We start from the raw sequence: 16,330 nt of genomic DNA, 5'->3' as shown, positions 1-16,330 counted from the left end.
TGGGGGCGCTTCGCGCCCCAGCGGGAGCAAGCTCCCTCGCCACAGCAAGCTCCCTCGCCACAATGTGTGTTTCTAACGCATTACCACATCAGGTCGTCAGGGATCTGGTAGGCGGCGTACGGATCATCCTCATCCGGCACCTGGCTTTCGGTCAGCACGTTCATCTGGACGATGCGCTCTGGCGCCCGCTCCTGGATCTTCAGCGCGGCTTCGCGCGGGATCACCTCGTAACCGCCACCGTGGTGCACGATCGCCAGGGAGCCGTTGCTCAGCTTGTTACGCATCAGCGTGTTGACCGACAGGCGCTTGACCTTCTTGTCATCCACGAAGTTGTAGTAGTCCTCGGTGGTCAGCTTGGGCAGGCGCGAGGTTTCGATCAATTGCTTGACCTGCGCAACGCGGGCCTTAGCCTCGGCTTTTTCCTGCTGCTGACGGTTCAGCTCCTGGTCGCGCTTGACCTTTTCGGCATGCGCCTGGATGGCCAGGCGCGCCTGGCTGTCGTCCGCTTCGGCCTGGCCTTTATGCACCAGGCGCTGCTGTTTCTGTTTCTCTTTGCCGACCTGCTTGGCCTGCTTTTGGTTGACCAGGCCTGCTTTGAGCAACTGGTCGCGAAGGGAAATGCTCATGGTGCTTACTCACTTGGGCAACGGCTCAGCCGCAGCTGGACAGATTCTTTTCCTGGCGTTTGGCTTCGCCCCACAGGGCGTCCAACTCTTCGAGGGTGCAATCTTCTATGGGACGGTGGGTCTCGCGCAATGCCTGTTCGATAAATCGGAAACGTCGTTCGAATTTAGCGTTGGCTAAACGCAAGGCTGCTTCCGGGTCGACCTGGAGGTGACGGGCCAGGTTGACCGCCGCAAACAGCAGGTCACCTACTTCATCGGCGATGGCTGCCGGGTCGTTATCGGCCATGGCTTCGAGCACTTCATCCAGCTCTTCGCGCACGTTATCCACCACGGGCAACGCGGCCGGCCAGTCGAAACCCACCTGCCCGGCGCGCTTTTGCAATTTGGCGGCGCGGGAAAGCGCCGGCAAGGCCGTGGGTACATCATCCAGCAAGGACAGTTGCTCCGGTGCGTCGGATTTTTCCGCACGCTCCTCGGCCTTTATTTCTTCCCAACGCTGCTTGACCTGCTCTTCGCTCAGATGCGGAATATCCAGCGGCGCGTACAAGTCTCCCGTGGGAAACACATGCGGGTGACGGCGAATCAACTTGCGGGTAATGCTGTCGATCACCCCGGCGAATTCGAAGCGCCCTTCTTCCCGCGCCAGCTGGCTGTAATACACCACCTGGAACAACAGGTCGCCCAACTCACCTTGCAGGTGATCAAAATCCCCGCGCTCGATCGCATCGGCGACTTCGTAGGCTTCTTCCAGGGTGTGGGGGACGATGGTGGCGTAGGTTTGCTTGATGTCCCACGGGCAACCGTATTGCGGGTCGCGCAGGCGGTTCATCAGGTGCAGCAGGTCTTCAAGTGAATACATCAGTCTCTTTCCGCAGAAGTGGGAACGCTGAGGATCAAATGTGGGAGCGGGCTTGCTCGCGAAGGCGTCGTGTCAGTTGCCTGATATTTGACAGACACATCGCCTTCGCGAGCAAGCCCGCTCCCACAGTTCAGTCCGCGCTCATCCAGCTACTCATGGCGTGCGATTACGCCGGGTCTCAATAATGTTCGGCAACTGGGAAATACGCCCCAGTAACCGACCCAACGCGTCCAGCCCCGGAATCTCGATGGTCAGGGACATCAGCGCCGTGTTGTCCTCTTTGTTCGAGCGGGTGTTGACCGCCAGCACGTTGATCCGCTCATTGAGCAGCACCTGCGACACATCACGCAGCAGCCCGGAACGGTCGTAGGCACGAATGATGATGTCCACCGGATAGGTCAACACCGGCACCGGGCCCCAACTGACCTGGATGATCCGCTCCGGCTCGCGCCCGCCCAGTTGCAACACCGAGGCACAGTCCTGGCGGTGAATGCTCACCCCGCGGCCCTGAGTGATGTAACCGACGATGGCGTCGCCCGGCAATGGCTGGCAGCAGCCGGCCATTTGCGTCATCAGGTTGCCGACGCCCTGGATCTGGATATCGCCGCGCTTGCCCGGCTTGTAGCCGGTGGCCTTGCGTGGAATCAGTTCCAGCTGCTCGCTGCCCCGCTCCGGCTCAACCAGTTGCTGGGCCAGGTTGACCAACTGCGCCAGGCGCAGATCGCCGGCACCGAGGGCGGCGAACATGTCTTCGGCGATCTTCATGTTGGCCTTTTCGGCCAGCTTGTCGAAGTCCACCTGCGGCAGGCCCAGGCGTGCCAATTCGCGCTCGAGCAAGGTCTTGCCGGCGGCGACGTTCTGGTCGCGCGCCTGCAATTTGAACCAGTGGACGATCTTCGCCCGCGCCCTGGACGTGGTGATGTAGCCCAGGTTTGGGTTCAGCCAGTCGCGGCTCGGCGTACCGTGCTTGCTGGTAATGATCTCGACCTGTTCACCGGTCTGCAGGCTGTAGTTGAGCGGCACGATGCGCCCGTTGATCTTGGCGCCACGGCAGTTGTGGCCGATCTCGGTGTGCACCCGGTACGCAAAATCCAGCGGTGTGGCGCCCTTGGGCAGGTCGATCGCGTGGCCGTCGGGGGTGAAGATGTAGACCCGGTCAGGTTCGATATCTACCCGCAGCTGGTCGGCCAAACCGCCGATGTCGCCCAGCTCTTCGTGCCACTCCAGCACCTGGCGCAACCAGGAGATTTTCTCTTCGTACTGGTTCGACCCGGCCTTGACGTCGGTGCCCTTGTAGCGCCAGTGAGCGCATACGCCCAGCTCCGCCTCTTCGTGCATCGCGTGGGTGCGGATCTGTACTTCCAGCACCTTGCCCTCGGGGCCGATCACTGCCGTGTGCAACGAGCGGTAACCGTTTTCCTTGGGGTTGGCGATGTAGTCGTCGAATTCCTTGGGGATGTGCCGCCACAGCGTGTGCACGATACCCAGCGCGGTGTAGCAGTCGCGCATCTCCGGCACCAGCACGCGCACGGCGCGCACGTCGTAGATCTGGCTGAAGGCCAGGCCCTTGCGCTGCATTTTGCGCCAGATGGAATAGATGTGTTTGGCCCGGCCACTGATGTCGGCTTCAACCCCGGTGGCCTGCAATTCCGTGCGTAACTGGCTCATCACGTCGGCGATAAAGCGCTCACGGTCCAGCCGCCGCTCATGGAGCAGCGTGGCAATCTGTTTGTATTGATCGGGTTCGAGGTAACGGAAGGACAAGTCCTCCAGTTCCCACTTGATATGGCCGATGCCCAGGCGGTGGGCGAGCGGCGCGTAGATGTCGAACACCTCGCGGGCGACGCGGTTGCGCTTTTCGTCGTCGGCGGTTTTCACCGCCCGAATCGCGCAGGTACGCTCGGCCAGCTTGATCAAGGCGACGCGCACGTCGTCGACCATCGCCACCAGCATCTTGCGCAGATTTTCCACCTGGCCCTGGGTGCCCAGCACCATCGACTGGCGCGGGCTGAGGCTGGCACTGATCGCCGCCATGCGCAGCACGCCGTCGATCAGCTTGGCCACCACGGTGCCGAAACGCTGGCTGATGGTGGGCAGCTGAATGTGCCCTTCGCGCACGCCGCGATACAGCACCGCCGCGATCAGCGAATCCTGATCGAGCTTGAGATCGGCGAGGATCTCGGCGATTTCCAACCCGGTGCGAAAGCTTGAAGTGCCTTCGGCCCACAGGTTCTTCGCCGCATTGTCTTGCTGTTCAGACTCACGAGCGAACTCGCAGGCTGCTTTCAAGGCTTCACGGTCCAGTGCCGGGTCGACACTGATGGCATGATCCAGCCATGCCTCGAGATTGATACTGCCGTCGGTGTTGATCGGCTGGTGTGCTCTCACCTGTACCATCTTGCTTACCTTCCCTACGACGCACCTTTTAGTGCGTCAAAATCATCGCTGACCTGCTTTACAAAAAAAGCTTGTGCACGCTCCCTGGCAGGTCACAGGCCCAGGAGATGCAGGCCAGTCGGATTAAACGGGCATCCTAGCCCGCTTCAAATAACGCCATGGCCTCGACATGGGCCGTCTGGGGAAACATGTCGAGGATCCCGGCACGTTTTAGCCGGTAGCCTTGCTTGACCAACTCGACCGTGTCCCGCGCCAGCGTTGCCGGATTGCAGGACACATACACCAGGCGATCAGCCCCCAGGGTAGCGAGCTTGCGCACAACCTCCAGGGCACCATCGCGGGGTGGGTCCAAGAGTACCGCAGAAAAGCCCTGTTTGGCCCATTCCGCGTCGGTCAAAGGCTGGGACAAATCGGCCTGAAAAAACTGAACATTATGCAAATTATTGCTGACGGCATTCTGTGCCGCCCGGTCCACCATGGCCTGCACCCCTTCCACCGCCACCACTTCCCGCACTTGGCGGGCCAGCGGCAAGGCGAAGTTGCCCAAGCCACAAAACAAATCCAGCACCCGCTCGTCGGGCTTCGGCGCCAGCCAATCCAGCGCCTGGGCGACCATCGCCTGATTGACCCCGGCGTTGACCTGCACAAAGTCTCCCGGGCGGTACGCCAACTGCAAATCCCACGGTTCCAGACGATAGCCCAAGGCCTGGTCTGGTTCGACCGGTTGCGGCTGGCCCTCGCCATGCAGCCACAGTTGGGCTTCATGGAACGTGCAAAATTCCTGCAGGATCGTCAGGTCCGCTTCGGACAAGGGCGCCATGTGTCGCAACAACACGGCAATCGACGAACCACTGAATAATTCCACATGCCCCAATGCCTGAGGCTTGCTCAAGCGCCGCAGCATGTTGGGCAAACGCTGCATGATCGGTTGCAAGGCCTGTACCAGCACCGGGCAATCGTCGATGGCGACGATGTCCTGGCTGGCCACGGCACGAAAGCCGACTTCAAGTTTCTTCGCCTTGGCATCCCAGCGCACGGCCACGCGGGCGCGGCGACGATAGCCGAATTCCGGCCCGCTCAAAGGCGCGGCCCACTCCTGGGGTTCGACACCGGCCACACGGGATAATTGCTCGGCGAGCATGCGCTGTTTCAGGGCGAGTTGTTCGTCATGGGGCAAGTGTTGCAGGCTGCAACCGCCACAGCGGCCGGCGTGCACACAGGGTGCCGGACGGCGCAGTTCGCTGGCGGTAAATACGCGCTCGGTGCGCGCCTCGACCACTTTGCCGTGGGCGCCCAACACCCGCGCTTCCACCTCTTCACCGGCCAGCGCACCCACGACAAACCAGGTGCGGCCTTCAAAGAACACAATGCCGCGGCCGTCGTTGGCCAGGCGCTCGATGGTCAGGCGCTGCTTCTTGCCTACAGGAATCTGTGGGGCCCGGCTGCCGCCCGTCGGTTGGAAGCGCAGGCCTCTCTCGTGCTTGGCCATCAGTTGGGCGCGTCGAAAATGCCGGTCGACAGGTAACGGTCGCCACGGTCACAGATGATCGCGACGATCACCGCGTTTTCCAACTCCTGGGACAAGCGCAACATCCCGGCCACGGCGCCACCGGACGACACGCCGCAGAAGATGCCTTCTTCACGGGCCAGGCGGCGGGTGGTGTCTTCGGCTTCACGCTGGGCCATGTCGATGATGCGATCGACGCGAGCCGCGTTGTAGATCTTCGGCAAGTACTCTTCGGGCCAACGACGGATCCCCGGGATCGCGGCGCCTTCCATCGGTTGCAGGCCGACGATCTGGATCTCGGGATTCTGCTCCTTGAGGTAGCGCGAATTGCCCATGATGGTGCCGGTGGTGCCCATCGAACTCACGAAGTGAGTGATGGTGCCCTGGGTCTGGCGCCAGATTTCCGGGCCAGTGGTGGTGTAGTGCGCCTCGGGGTTGTCGCCGTTGGCGAACTGGTCCAGCACCAGGCCACGGCCTTCGGCAGCCATACGCTCGGCGAGGTCGCGGGCGCCTTCCATGCCTTCTTCCTGGGTGACCAGGATCAACTCGGCGCCGTAGGCGGTCATCGCCGCCTTGCGCTCGGCGCTGCCGTTGTCGGGCATGATCAGGACCATCTTGTAGCCCTTGATCGCCGCGGCCATGGCCAGGGCAATCCCGGTGTTACCGGAGGTGGCTTCGATCAGGGTGTCGCCGGGCTTGATCTGCCCACGCAACTCGGCGCGGGTGATCATCGACAACGCCGGGCGGTCCTTGACCGAGCCGGCCGGGTTGTTCCCTTCGAGCTTGAGCAACAAGGTATTGCTGGTGTTGCCCGGCAAGCGCTGCAAGCGGACCAGCGGGGTGTTGCCGACGCAATCGGCGATGGTGGGGTACTGCAAGGTCATGGCGTATTCGCAATCCAGACTGCGGGGGCGACTATCATACCGGGAAAGGCTGGCGGGCCATATCACGCAAAGTGTGGTGCTTATCGCTTAATGGAATAAGTCAGGCGGGGCCGTGGTTTCTCTGGAACACTTCGTCGCCCATCGCGGCAATCTGTCCTTCGATCAATGCCTCGAACGGTTTCAGCAGCGGCTCAAATGAGGTGGGCGCTTCAAGCACCTGCAACGCCTGCACGATGGCCTCCACCGTCGACAACGCTCCGGGCCCCGGTGCCTTGCGCAGCCGATAACGGGACACGGCGCCTTCCGCCAGCGTCACCCGAGGCAGCGCCGCCAATAAAGGATTGAGGTGCAGCAACTTGCGCGCCTTGCGCCAGGTACCGTCCGGCACCACCAGCAGCAACGGTTCGTCGGATGGCGTATCGGCCTGCAAGGGTTGGGCATTTTCGTCCGGAAACAACAGACGCGCCTGATAACCCGGCGGATTCAACAACGCCTGCAAATCCTCAAACACCTCCCCCACCACCAACTGCGCATTCACCAAGCCCAGCGCCGCCAACCGCGCGGTATTCAAGGCGTGATTGACCTCACTCGGATGCTGCAACAGCAACACCCGGGTTAGGCTATCCAGCCGGGGAATCAGCGCGCACAGGCAGTGAGTGGTGGGCCGCAGGCAGCGGGAGCATTGGGGTCTGGACATGGGTTTTCAGGCCTGGTTGAGCTGGGCTTTGAGTAAATCGCGGAAGGTCTGGATCAGGGGTTCGCGGCTGCGGCCCCGGCGCATGATCATCGAGAACGGCGCCTGGTAACCAAAGGTTGCCGGCAGCAGTACCCGCAAATCCCCTTTGTCGGCCCAGGCCTGGGCGTAGTGCTCCGGGAGGTAGCCGATGTAGGCGCCGGACAGCACCAGGATCAATTGCGCCTCCATACTTTCCACCGTGGCGGCGCTGTGCTTGAAGCCGTGACGCGCCAGTTCGGCCTGGCTCCAGTAACCACGACCGACCATGCGTTGCTGGGTGATGACTTGTTCGGGAATGCGCCGCTCGTTGAACAATGGGTGACGGGTGCTGCAATACAGCCAGTGCTGTTCGCGGTACAGCGGCATATAGATCAGCCCGCTCATCCGGTTGGAAAACGCACCGATGGCCAGGTCCAGGCGATTATCCTGGACGCCGAGTTGCAACTCGTAAGGACTCATCACCGACAGGTGCAAATGCACCGCCGGGTGTTCCTGACTGTAGGCGCCGATCACTTCGGCAAACGGCAAGGCCTTGTCGCTGACGGTGGAGTCGAGTACGCCGAGTTTCAGGGTGCCGCGCAGTTCGCCTTTGAGCGCGGCGGCGTATTGCTCGAAGCCTTCCAGCTCGCCGAGCAGGCGCAGGGTTTCCTGATGGAACAACTCGCCCTTGCTGGTGAGGCTGAACCCGCCCCGCCCGCGATGGCACAGCACCAGGCCCAACGCGGCTTCCAGCTGGCTCATGTAAGTGCTGATGGCCGAGGTCGACAGGTTGAGTTCGTGCTGGGCATTGGCGAAACCCTGGTGCCGCACGACGCTGACGAAGATGCGCAGGAGTTTCAGGTCGGGCAAGGCGTTGGCCATGGGCTCTCCAGAGGCAAACATAAAACCTGTGGGAGCGGGCTTGCTCGCGAATGCGGTGGATCAATCGAACCCTCCGTGACTGACACACCGTATTCGCGAGCAAGCCCGCTCCCACATTTGAACCGAGTTTACCTCAGGCATTAGTTTAGAAAAATCTGAACTAAGTATTTGCCCCTGCCGATTCTTCCCTTCCCATGCATTTCGCAGAATCGGCTTCTAATAAACAAAACGATGAGGCAATCCCGTGGACAAGATTTTCCACCAACCACTGGGCGGCAACGAAATGCCGCGCTTCGCCGGCATCGCCACCATGATGCGTCTTCCCCATCTGCAATCGGCCAAGGGCCTGGATGCCGCCTTCGTCGGCGTGCCCCTGGACATCGGCACCTCCCTGCGTGCCGGCACCCGTTTCGGGCCGCGGGAAATTCGCGCCGAATCGGTGATGATCCGCCCTTACAACATGGCCACCGGCGCCGCGCCGTTTGACTCGCTGTCGGTTGCCGACATCGGCGACGTGGCGATCAACACCTTCAACCTGCTGGACGCCGTGCGCATCATCGAAGAAGCCTACGACGAGATCCTCGAACACAATGTGATCCCGATGACCCTGGGCGGTGACCACACCATCACCCTGCCGATCCTGCGGGCGATCCACAAGAAACACGGCAAGGTCGGGCTGGTGCACATCGATGCCCACGCTGACGTCAACGACCACATGTTCGGTGAGAAAATCGCCCACGGCACCACCTTCCGCCGCGCGGTGGAAGAAGGCTTGCTGGATTGCGACCGCGTGGTGCAAATCGGCCTGCGCGCCCAGGGCTACACCGCCGAAGACTTCAACTGGAGCCGCAAACAGGGCTTCCGTGTGGTCCAGGCCGAAGAATGCTGGCATCACTCGCTGGCGCCCCTGATGGCTGAAGTGCGCGAGAAAGTCGGCGGTGGCCCGGTGTACCTGAGCTTCGATATCGACGGCATCGACCCAGCCTGGGCGCCCGGCACCGGCACCCCGGAAATCGGTGGCTTGACCACGATCCAGGCGATTGAAATCATCCGCGGCTGCCAAGGCCTGGATCTGATTGGTTGCGACCTGGTAGAAGTTTCGCCGCCGTACGACACCACCGGCAACACCTCGCTGCTGGGCGCCAACCTGCTGTACGAAATGCTCTGCGTATTGCCGGGCGTGGCGCACCGCTGATGAGCGCCCAGGCCGAGGTATTAAAAGCCGCGGCCGACCTGGTGTCGGCCTTCGCCCGCAATGATCGCGACGCCTACTTCGGTGCGTTCAGTGCCGACGCCAGCTTCGTGTTCTACACCCTCCCCCAGCCGCTGCTGAGTCGCGATGCCTACCAGGTGTTGTGGGACAGCTGGCGCCGGGACGAGGGATTTGAGGTGCTGTCCTGCACCTCAAGCAACGCTTTCGTCAGCCTGCACGGTGACGTCGCGGTATTTGTGCATGACGTGGCCACCGAGCTGCGCATGAACGGGGAGCAATTCTTTAGCCAGGAACGCGAGACCATTGTCTTCAAGCGGCAAGGGGATCGCACACAACAAAAAGAAGGCCTGTGGCTGGCCTGTCACGAACATTTGTCCGCTATGCCGGAAGGGCTGCCGCCCCATTAGCCAATGTGATCGGAGCAGATCATGAATAATAAAAACAACGAAAACAGTATTCGCAACATAGAAACCAACGGCGTCGAACAGATCCCGGACCACGAACGTACCGCCGGGCCGAAGGATTTGTTTCGCCTGATTTTCGGCGGTGCCAACACCTTCGCCACCGCCGTGCTGGGGAGCTTTCCGGTGCTGTTTGGCTTGTCGTTCCAGGCCGGCGTCTGGGCGATTGTGCTGGGCGTGCTGGTGGGTGCGGTGATCCTCGCCCCCATGGGTCTGTTCGGTCCGATCAATGGCACCAACAACGCCGTGTCTTCCGGTGCGCATTTTGGTGTGCACGGGCGGATTGTCGGCTCGTTCCTGTCGCTGCTGACCGCTATCGCGTTCTTTTCACTGTCGGTGTGGAGTTCAGGCGATGCACTGGTGGGCGGTGCGAAACGTCTGGTGGGCTTGCCGGAAACCGACCTGACCCTGGGCCTGGCCTACGGCGTCTTCGCCATTCTGGTGCTGACTGTGTGCATCTACGGCTTTCGCTTCATGCTGTGGGTCAACCGCATCGCAGTGTGGGCGGCGAGCCTGCTGTTCCTGCTGGGGATCTTCGCCTTCGCGCCAGCTTTCGACAGCCACTTCGCCGGCACCGTTGCCCTCGGCCAGACCGGCTTCTGGGCGGCGTTTATCGGTGCAGCACTGGTGGCCATGAGCAACCCGATTTCCTTCGGCGCGTTCCTCGGCGACTGGTCGCGCTACATCCCGCGGGAAACCTCGAAGGTGCGGATCATGCTGGCGGTGGTGTTCGCGCAGATCGCCACCTTGATCCCGTTCCTGTTCGGCCTGGCCACCGCGACCATTGTGGCGGTCAAGGCACCGGACTATATCGCGGCCAACAACTATGTCGGCGGCCTGCTGGCGGTGGCACCGAGCTGGTTCTTCCTGCCGGTGTGCCTGATCGCGGTGATCGGCGGCATGTCCACCGGCACCACCTCGCTGTATGGCACCGGCCTGGACATGTCCAGCGTGTTCCCGCGCCTGCTGTCCCGGGTCAAGGCGACGCTGCTGATCGGGGTGATGTCGATTGCCTTCATCTTTATCGGACGTTTCGCCGCCAACCTGGTGCAGAGCGTGTCGACCTTCGCCGTGCTGATCATCACCTGCACCACGCCGTGGATGGTGATGATGATCATCGGCCTGATCGTGCGCCGGGGTTACTACTGCCCGGATGACCTGCAAGTGTTCACTCGCGGCGAAACCGGCGGGCGCTACTGGTTCAGCCATGGCTGGAACTGGCGCGGCCTGGGGGCCTGGATCCCGAGTGCGCTGGTGGGCCTGTGCTTCGTCAACCTGCCGGGGCAGTTTGTCGGGCCGCTGGGCAACCTCGCCGACGGCATCGACATCAGCTTGCCGGTGACCCTGGGCCTGGCCTCGCTGGTGTACCTGACACTGCTTCGCGTGTTCCCTGAACCGGCTGCCGTCTACGGGCCGACTGTGGCGAGGGAGCCTGCTCCCGTTCGACTGCGCAGCAGTCGCGAGGCCGCCTGATGAATTGCATGGAATGGATTGGGGCTGCCGCGCAGCCCAGCGGGAGCAAGCTCCCTCGCCACACAGCCCCCTTTAGCCCCACATAAAAAAGATAATCGGAGACTCGCCGTCATGGCCTTAGATCTATTCGTCGTCCTCATCTACGCCGCCGGCATGCTGGTGCTCGGCTACTACGGCATGCGCCGCGCCAAGACCCATGAAGACTACCTGGTGGCCGGCCGCAACCTCGGCCCGACGCTGTACATGGGCACCATGGCCGCTACGGTGCTGGGCGGTGCGTCCACCGTCGGCACCGTGCGCCTGGGCTATGTACATGGTATTTCCGGTTTCTGGCTGTGCGCCGCGCTGGGCGCGGGGATCATTGCGCTGAACCTGTTCCTGGCCAAGCCGCTGCTGAAACTGAAAATCTTCACCGTGACCCAGGTCCTGGAGAAACGCTACAACCCCATGGCCCGCCAGGCCAGTGCGGTGATCATGCTGGCCTACGCGCTGATGATCGGCGTGACCTCGATCCTGGCCATCGGCACCGTGCTGCAAGTGTTGTTCGACCTGCCGTTCTGGATGTCGGTATTGGTAGGCGGTGGCGTGGTGGTGGTTTATTCGACCATTGGCGGAATGTGGTCGCTGACCCTGACCGACATCGTGCAGTTCGTGATCAAGACGGTCGGCCTGATGTTTATCCTGTTGCCAATCTGCCTGTACCGCGTCGGCGGCTGGGATGAATTGGTGGCCAAGCTGCCCGCGTCGAATTTCAGCTTCACTGAAATCGGCTGGGACACCATCATCACCTACTTCATGATCTACTTCTTCGGCATCCTGATCGGCCAGGACATCTGGCAACGGGTGTTCACCGCCCGTGACGAAAAGGTCGCCCAGTACGCAGGCACCTTCGCCGGTTTCTACTGCATCCTCTACGGCCTGGCCTGTGCGCTGATCGGCATGGCCGCCCACGTACTGATCCCGGACCTGGACAACGTCAACAATGCGTTCGCCGCCATCGTCAAAGTCTCGCTGCCCGACGGTATCCGCGGCCTGGTGATCGCCGCTGCACTGGCCGCGATGATGTCCACCGCCAGCGCCGGCTTGCTCGCCGCTTCCACCGTATTGACCGAAGACCTGCTGCCGCGCCTGCGTGGTGGCAAGCAGTCAAGCTTGAAGATCAACCGTCTGTTTACCTTGCTGACCGGTATCGCTGTGTTGGGTATCGCGCTGGTGGTGAGTGATGTGATCAGCGCACTGACCCTGGCATACAACCTGTTGGTGGGCGGCATGTTGATCCCGCTGATCGGGGCGATTTTCTGGAAACGTGCGACAACTTCCGGGGCGATCACCTCCATGACCCTGGGTTTTGTGACCGCGCTGGTGTTCATGATCAAGGATGGTTTGGACGCCAATACGCCGATCTACTACAGCCTGGGTGTGGGCCTGGTGAGTTTTGTGCTGGTGAGTTTGCTGTCCCGTCGTCCGGAGGCTGTTGCGGCTCGGGCGATCTGAAAAAACAGTTGAAAGAAGCTTTCTTCAGCGGGTGCGACGTCGGATGTCGCACCCGTTTTTTTTATTCCCACATTGCCGAAACCGCCGGCGCTCTGGCCTGGATGACTTCCTGGACCAAAGAGGCCCATACCAATCCCTGCGTGGTGCCCCCGGCATAAGTTGCCCCCGCGACAATGCGGTTGTAGGCGGACCAATGCACGATTGAAAGTCCATCTGCGGTGCCGGGCCTGGCACATTCTATTTGTTGCAAGTCGCCACGTTCGATTGCGCGGCTGCAGGACTTTGGAAAGTGTCGAGAAACGGCAGCCAGGCACGCCGCCCGTATCTGCTCCTTGTACTGCGGCGTCGAATCGGGCGGCACCTGCCCGGCGGAGACAAGGATGCAGTTCCCGTCCAGGCGGCAATTCATGACGCCGATTGGCAGGTCGTACTGCAGCTTGAGTCCGCGCATGTCGACACCTTCATCATCAACGGCGCGCAGCTTGAAAAACCAGCCAATGATCGGGATGACCTCTGGCTCGTCCACCCCCATGGCCGTGACGACAAAGTGCTCTCTACTCAGATCGGCAATTTGGACCGGACTCAGGTGCCGTGGCAGGAACTCAACCCCTGAGCGCTGCAAAAGCGTCACCATCTCATCCATTAAATGGATAAATTCCAGATCGTAGCCCGACACCTCAATCGCCCGCCCGACCTCGGGAACTCCATACATTGCCTGGAATTGCAGCTGACTGATCTCTGCAAGCTCTCGCCCCGGCTTGCCACTCGGCCAAGGCCTGTTTTCAATATCCCATTGCTCGCGGATCGCGGCCTCCGTGCCACTGGAGTCGTCCACATAGGCTCGTACAATTCGCGATCGTGCAAATCGTGCCAGCGATGGGTTGTCGGCCAGGAATTTTTCAAACAGCTCGATGCCTGCGCGATTGCACTCAATGGCCAGGTACTGATTTGCGGGAGTCAGGTAATCGTTAGGCAGCGGTTTTGCAGTCGTCTCCGTTGCTGACAGATGACGCATGTTCACCTGCTTGTGACTGGCACCATCGCGCTGCTGATTTCCTCCGTAAACCGTGACCTGATAATTTGCCAGGCGGAACATCACGGCTTGGAGCAGCCCGTTGATACCTCTGCCGATGATCGACACACGCGGCGCACCGGCATCGGCTTGCCGAGAGGGGATCGCCAATGAGTGTGCGAGTTTGCGCCGGACAAGGCCGCGCAAGGCCATCAAGCTCAGTTGCACCGAGACCGCATAGTCGAGGTCGCAATGGCAGGCTTCGGTGGTGGCCGCCTGTGTGGTCAGCGTCGCCGGCTTGTACCATGTGGAGACACTGCAGCCGAGCGCTTGTGTGCGCACCCGAAACGCATCCAGTGTCCTGGGGCCGTAGTCCAATATGAGCTGGATATCTTCGGAGACTGCCAGGGTCTGCAACGCATCGTCGCTAAAGACATCCGGCTTGGCGACACAGACAAGGCGAGCCTTTCTGTGCAGGCACTGAATGAGGGTCCGATCAATGCGATAAATGGATTCATCATTAAGGGATAAGCATAGGGCGACTGCATTGGCCCCCTCGAGCGCCTCAAGCCAGTCGTCAACCAATGAAACCCTACAATCGGAAGAGGCTTTCCCGAAACTGTCCGACACTCGATCGCGTCGATCCAACACCTTAATCCGAACATCCGGATCTCGAGCAAGCAACAACTTAACAAGCTCTTTCCCTACATTGCCGTATCCCAGTACACAGATGTCATGGGGCAAGGAGCCATCGGCCAGCGTCAGCCAGTGCGCAATATAGGCAGCAACATGCGGCGCATTGACCCCTGGCGTGTTAATCACTCGAACATTGTTGGACTCGCACAGATCCAATCGGATCTTATCCAGACTTGTACCTCTGCGGACCAAATAGAGTTCGCCAAATGGGTGGGATATACGCCATTGGTTGATGACGTCGGCATCAATAACCTGGTCTGCGACAATGATCGTTGATGGGCGCAGCAGTGCAATCTGTATAAGCAGAGCCTGCTTGGATAACGTCGGCGGGAAAAACACCACGTTGCCGGGTGCATCAGCTTTCCAGCCACGCGATGCAGGGGCGATATGCAAGATGTTTTCGGTGGTGGCAATAAGTGACGCGGCGACTGGCGGAACGGAAGAGAACATCATGGTTTTGTCTCCAACAGTTCTGACTGGCTCATACTCCGGAGAGCGCAACTCAATGAAGTTGGGGGCTTGCAAGAACTGCAAACGCTACAAATCTTTTCGTGATGAAACTCAACCTACGCCTATCCTATTAATCAAATAAGCCCGTCGACTCTGACAAACAGGTAGTCCAATTCCGATACTTAATGGCAAAACTCGACTGACGCGCACACGTCCGGACTACCAATCGGTATTACCGTGGCATTGTTAAATTAAATAATTGAAGGATTATTCCGAAAGCAGGTGTCTTGAGAAAATCACCAAACCCCGGAAATGAAAACGTCCGGCCAAAGCCAGACGAAGAATTGAAGTACACAGCAACGGGTCATGATCAATCATGACTCCAATACATAGGCAAACCACCTGGCCGCGCCCAAACAAACATGCTTGAGCGCTTTCCAGGACTTACCTGCGACGCGGGCGACGCTGCTCGTCATCGGTGCGGATTGGCACCGGTTGCAGCGGTGGCTCGATCAAGCCGAGTGCGACGCCGAGGTCGTGCAGCCAGTTTTGCAGTTTCTCTTTCATGGTGCCCCCTTGGGGTAATGCCGAGCGGCTGGAATTCTGTGGCCGCTTCCTACAGATAGTAGTCTTAAGTCTTACGTATTGCTTGAACGAAACCACAACGAACTATTACTGAATTGATCAAAATCCTGACGGATCGTTCAAGCAATCGCTCGGGTTTCGGTTTCCGGTAGCACCTTGCCCTCCTGCTGCAGGTCAATCCACGCGTTGAGGTTAGCGCCGAGCATGCCCTTGCGCCACATCAACCAGGTGGTGGCGCTGGCAAAAGGCTCGGCCAGCGGATGAATGGACACGCTGTCCTTGCCCGGCAGGCTGTCGAGCATCGATTCCGACATCAACGCCACGCCGGAACCGGCGATTACACAGGCCAGCATGCCCTGGTAGGACTCGATCTCGATGGCCCGGCCCATGGCCACGCGATCGTGGGAAAACCAGGCTTCCAGGCGCGCCCGATAAGAACAACTGCGTCGGAAAGTGAACACCGAACGGCCGGCAACATCCTGCGGCCCACGCACCGGCGGATGATCCGCCTCGCAGATCAGCAGCAGGCGCTCTTCGCACAGCGGCACGCCGTCGAGGGTGGCCAGGGTCAACGGCCCATCCACCAATGCGGCGTCCAGGCGCCCGGTGATCAAGCCTTCCAGCAGTTCACCGCTGGGAGCTGACTGCACCTGCAGGTTCACCATCGGATACGCCTTGTGGTAACGCGCCAGCAGCTTGGGCAAATGAATCGCCGCCGTGCTGTACATGCTGCCGAGCACAAAGTCTCCAGCCGGTTGCCCGCCCTGCACCGCGCCATGGGCTTCGTCATGCAGGGCCAGCAGGCGCGCACTGTAGTCCAGCAGCACTTTGCCTGCAGGAGAAAGCTGCAAGCGCTGGCGCTCGCGCACGAACAGTTCGACGCCCAGTTGTTCTTCCATCTGTTTAAGCCGGGTCGACAGGTTGGACGGCACCCGGTGCAAGCGCTCAGCGGCACGGGTGATGGAGCCTTCCTCGGCCACGGCCTGGAAAATCCGCAATTGACTGAACTCCATCACCATTCTCCAAAACTGAACAAGTTACTCACTATTATTCATTTTTAAAGAAAGTCAATCCGC

Annotated in this window: 14 protein-coding genes; 4 read left to right on the top strand and 10 right to left on the bottom strand. The window is 60.6% G+C overall.

Annotated features, from left to right (window positions below):
- Positions 1-80 precede the first annotated feature (80 nt).
- The 7 genes from HX786_RS18755 to HX786_RS18725 form a co-directional block, all read right to left on the bottom strand.
- A complete protein-coding gene (locus tag HX786_RS18755) occupies positions 81-626 on the bottom strand; it encodes a DUF2058 domain-containing protein (protein ID WP_003210740.1) in 546 nt (181 codons plus the stop codon).
- A 25-nt stretch (positions 627-651) separates the two neighbouring features.
- On the bottom strand, positions 652-1,485 hold the full coding sequence (gene mazG, locus HX786_RS18750) for a nucleoside triphosphate pyrophosphohydrolase (protein ID WP_178912448.1): 834 nt from the start codon (positions 1,483-1,485) through the stop codon (positions 652-654).
- Positions 1,486-1,638: 153 nt separating this feature from the next.
- A complete protein-coding gene (gene relA / locus HX786_RS18745) occupies positions 1,639-3,882 on the bottom strand; it encodes a GTP diphosphokinase (protein WP_008438176.1) in 2,244 nt (747 codons plus the stop codon).
- A 136-nt stretch (positions 3,883-4,018) separates the two neighbouring features.
- Positions 4,019-5,371 (bottom strand): 23S rRNA (uracil(1939)-C(5))-methyltransferase RlmD, encoded by a 1,353-nt coding sequence (rlmD, locus tag HX786_RS18740; protein ID WP_008438175.1) that lies wholly within the window; start codon positions 5,369-5,371, stop codon positions 4,019-4,021.
- Complete coding sequence (cysM, locus tag HX786_RS18735; RefSeq protein WP_003210736.1) at positions 5,371-6,273, bottom strand: cysteine synthase CysM; 903 nt, start codon at positions 6,271-6,273, stop codon at positions 5,371-5,373. Before cysM ends, rlmD begins: the two co-directional genes overlap by 1 nt.
- Positions 6,274-6,373: 100 nt before the next feature.
- A complete protein-coding gene (locus tag HX786_RS18730) occupies positions 6,374-6,970 on the bottom strand; it encodes a tRNA-uridine aminocarboxypropyltransferase (RefSeq protein ID WP_178912447.1) in 597 nt (198 codons plus the stop codon).
- 6 nt (positions 6,971-6,976) lie between these two features.
- Positions 6,977-7,870 carry a LysR family transcriptional regulator gene (locus tag HX786_RS18725; RefSeq protein WP_003210734.1) on the bottom strand — a complete coding sequence of 298 codons (894 nt, stop codon included), beginning with the start codon at positions 7,868-7,870 and terminating at the stop codon, positions 6,977-6,979.
- 244 nt (positions 7,871-8,114) lie between these two features.
- Between HX786_RS18725 and speB the strand changes: the two genes are divergently transcribed.
- The 4 genes from speB (at position 8,115) to HX786_RS18705 (ending at position 12,511) form a co-directional block, all read left to right on the top strand.
- Positions 8,115-9,065, top strand: coding sequence for an agmatinase (gene speB / locus HX786_RS18720; protein WP_003210733.1), 951 nt, complete (start codon positions 8,115-8,117; stop codon positions 9,063-9,065).
- Positions 9,065-9,490 (top strand): nuclear transport factor 2 family protein, encoded by a 426-nt coding sequence (locus tag HX786_RS18715; RefSeq protein ID WP_003210732.1) that lies wholly within the window; start codon positions 9,065-9,067, stop codon positions 9,488-9,490. The genes speB and HX786_RS18715 overlap by 1 nt, the downstream gene beginning before the upstream one ends.
- A 21-nt stretch (positions 9,491-9,511) precedes the next feature.
- Positions 9,512-11,017 carry a cytosine permease gene (locus HX786_RS18710; protein WP_177028531.1) on the top strand — a complete coding sequence of 502 codons (1,506 nt, stop codon included), beginning with the start codon at positions 9,512-9,514 and terminating at the stop codon, positions 11,015-11,017.
- A gap of 111 nt (positions 11,018-11,128) precedes the next feature.
- Positions 11,129-12,511, top strand: coding sequence for a sodium:solute symporter (locus tag HX786_RS18705; protein WP_003210730.1), 1,383 nt, complete (start codon positions 11,129-11,131; stop codon positions 12,509-12,511).
- Positions 12,512-12,572: 61 nt separating this feature from the next.
- On the opposite strand, the gene HX786_RS18700 is transcribed toward HX786_RS18705, so the two are convergent.
- From HX786_RS18700 to HX786_RS18695, 3 genes are all read right to left on the bottom strand, one after another.
- Entirely contained in the window at positions 12,573-14,672 is a 2,100-nt protein-coding gene (locus HX786_RS18700; RefSeq protein WP_178912446.1) for an FAD-dependent oxidoreductase, read from the bottom strand.
- Between the two features lie 441 nt (positions 14,673-15,113).
- On the bottom strand, positions 15,114-15,236 hold the full coding sequence (locus HX786_RS31945; RefSeq protein ID WP_003210728.1) for a PA1414 family protein: 123 nt from the start codon (positions 15,234-15,236) through the stop codon (positions 15,114-15,116).
- A gap of 137 nt (positions 15,237-15,373) precedes the next feature.
- Positions 15,374-16,267 carry a LysR family transcriptional regulator gene (locus HX786_RS18695; RefSeq protein ID WP_003210727.1) on the bottom strand — a complete coding sequence of 298 codons (894 nt, stop codon included), beginning with the start codon at positions 16,265-16,267 and terminating at the stop codon, positions 15,374-15,376.
- Positions 16,268-16,330: the final 63 nt, after the last annotated feature.

Origin of the sequence: Pseudomonas sp. 21615526 (genome assembly GCF_013386245.1) — a bacterium.
Classification (GTDB): domain Bacteria; phylum Pseudomonadota; class Gammaproteobacteria; order Pseudomonadales; family Pseudomonadaceae; genus Aquipseudomonas.
This window is presented reverse-complemented; position numbering and strand designations above follow the sequence as displayed.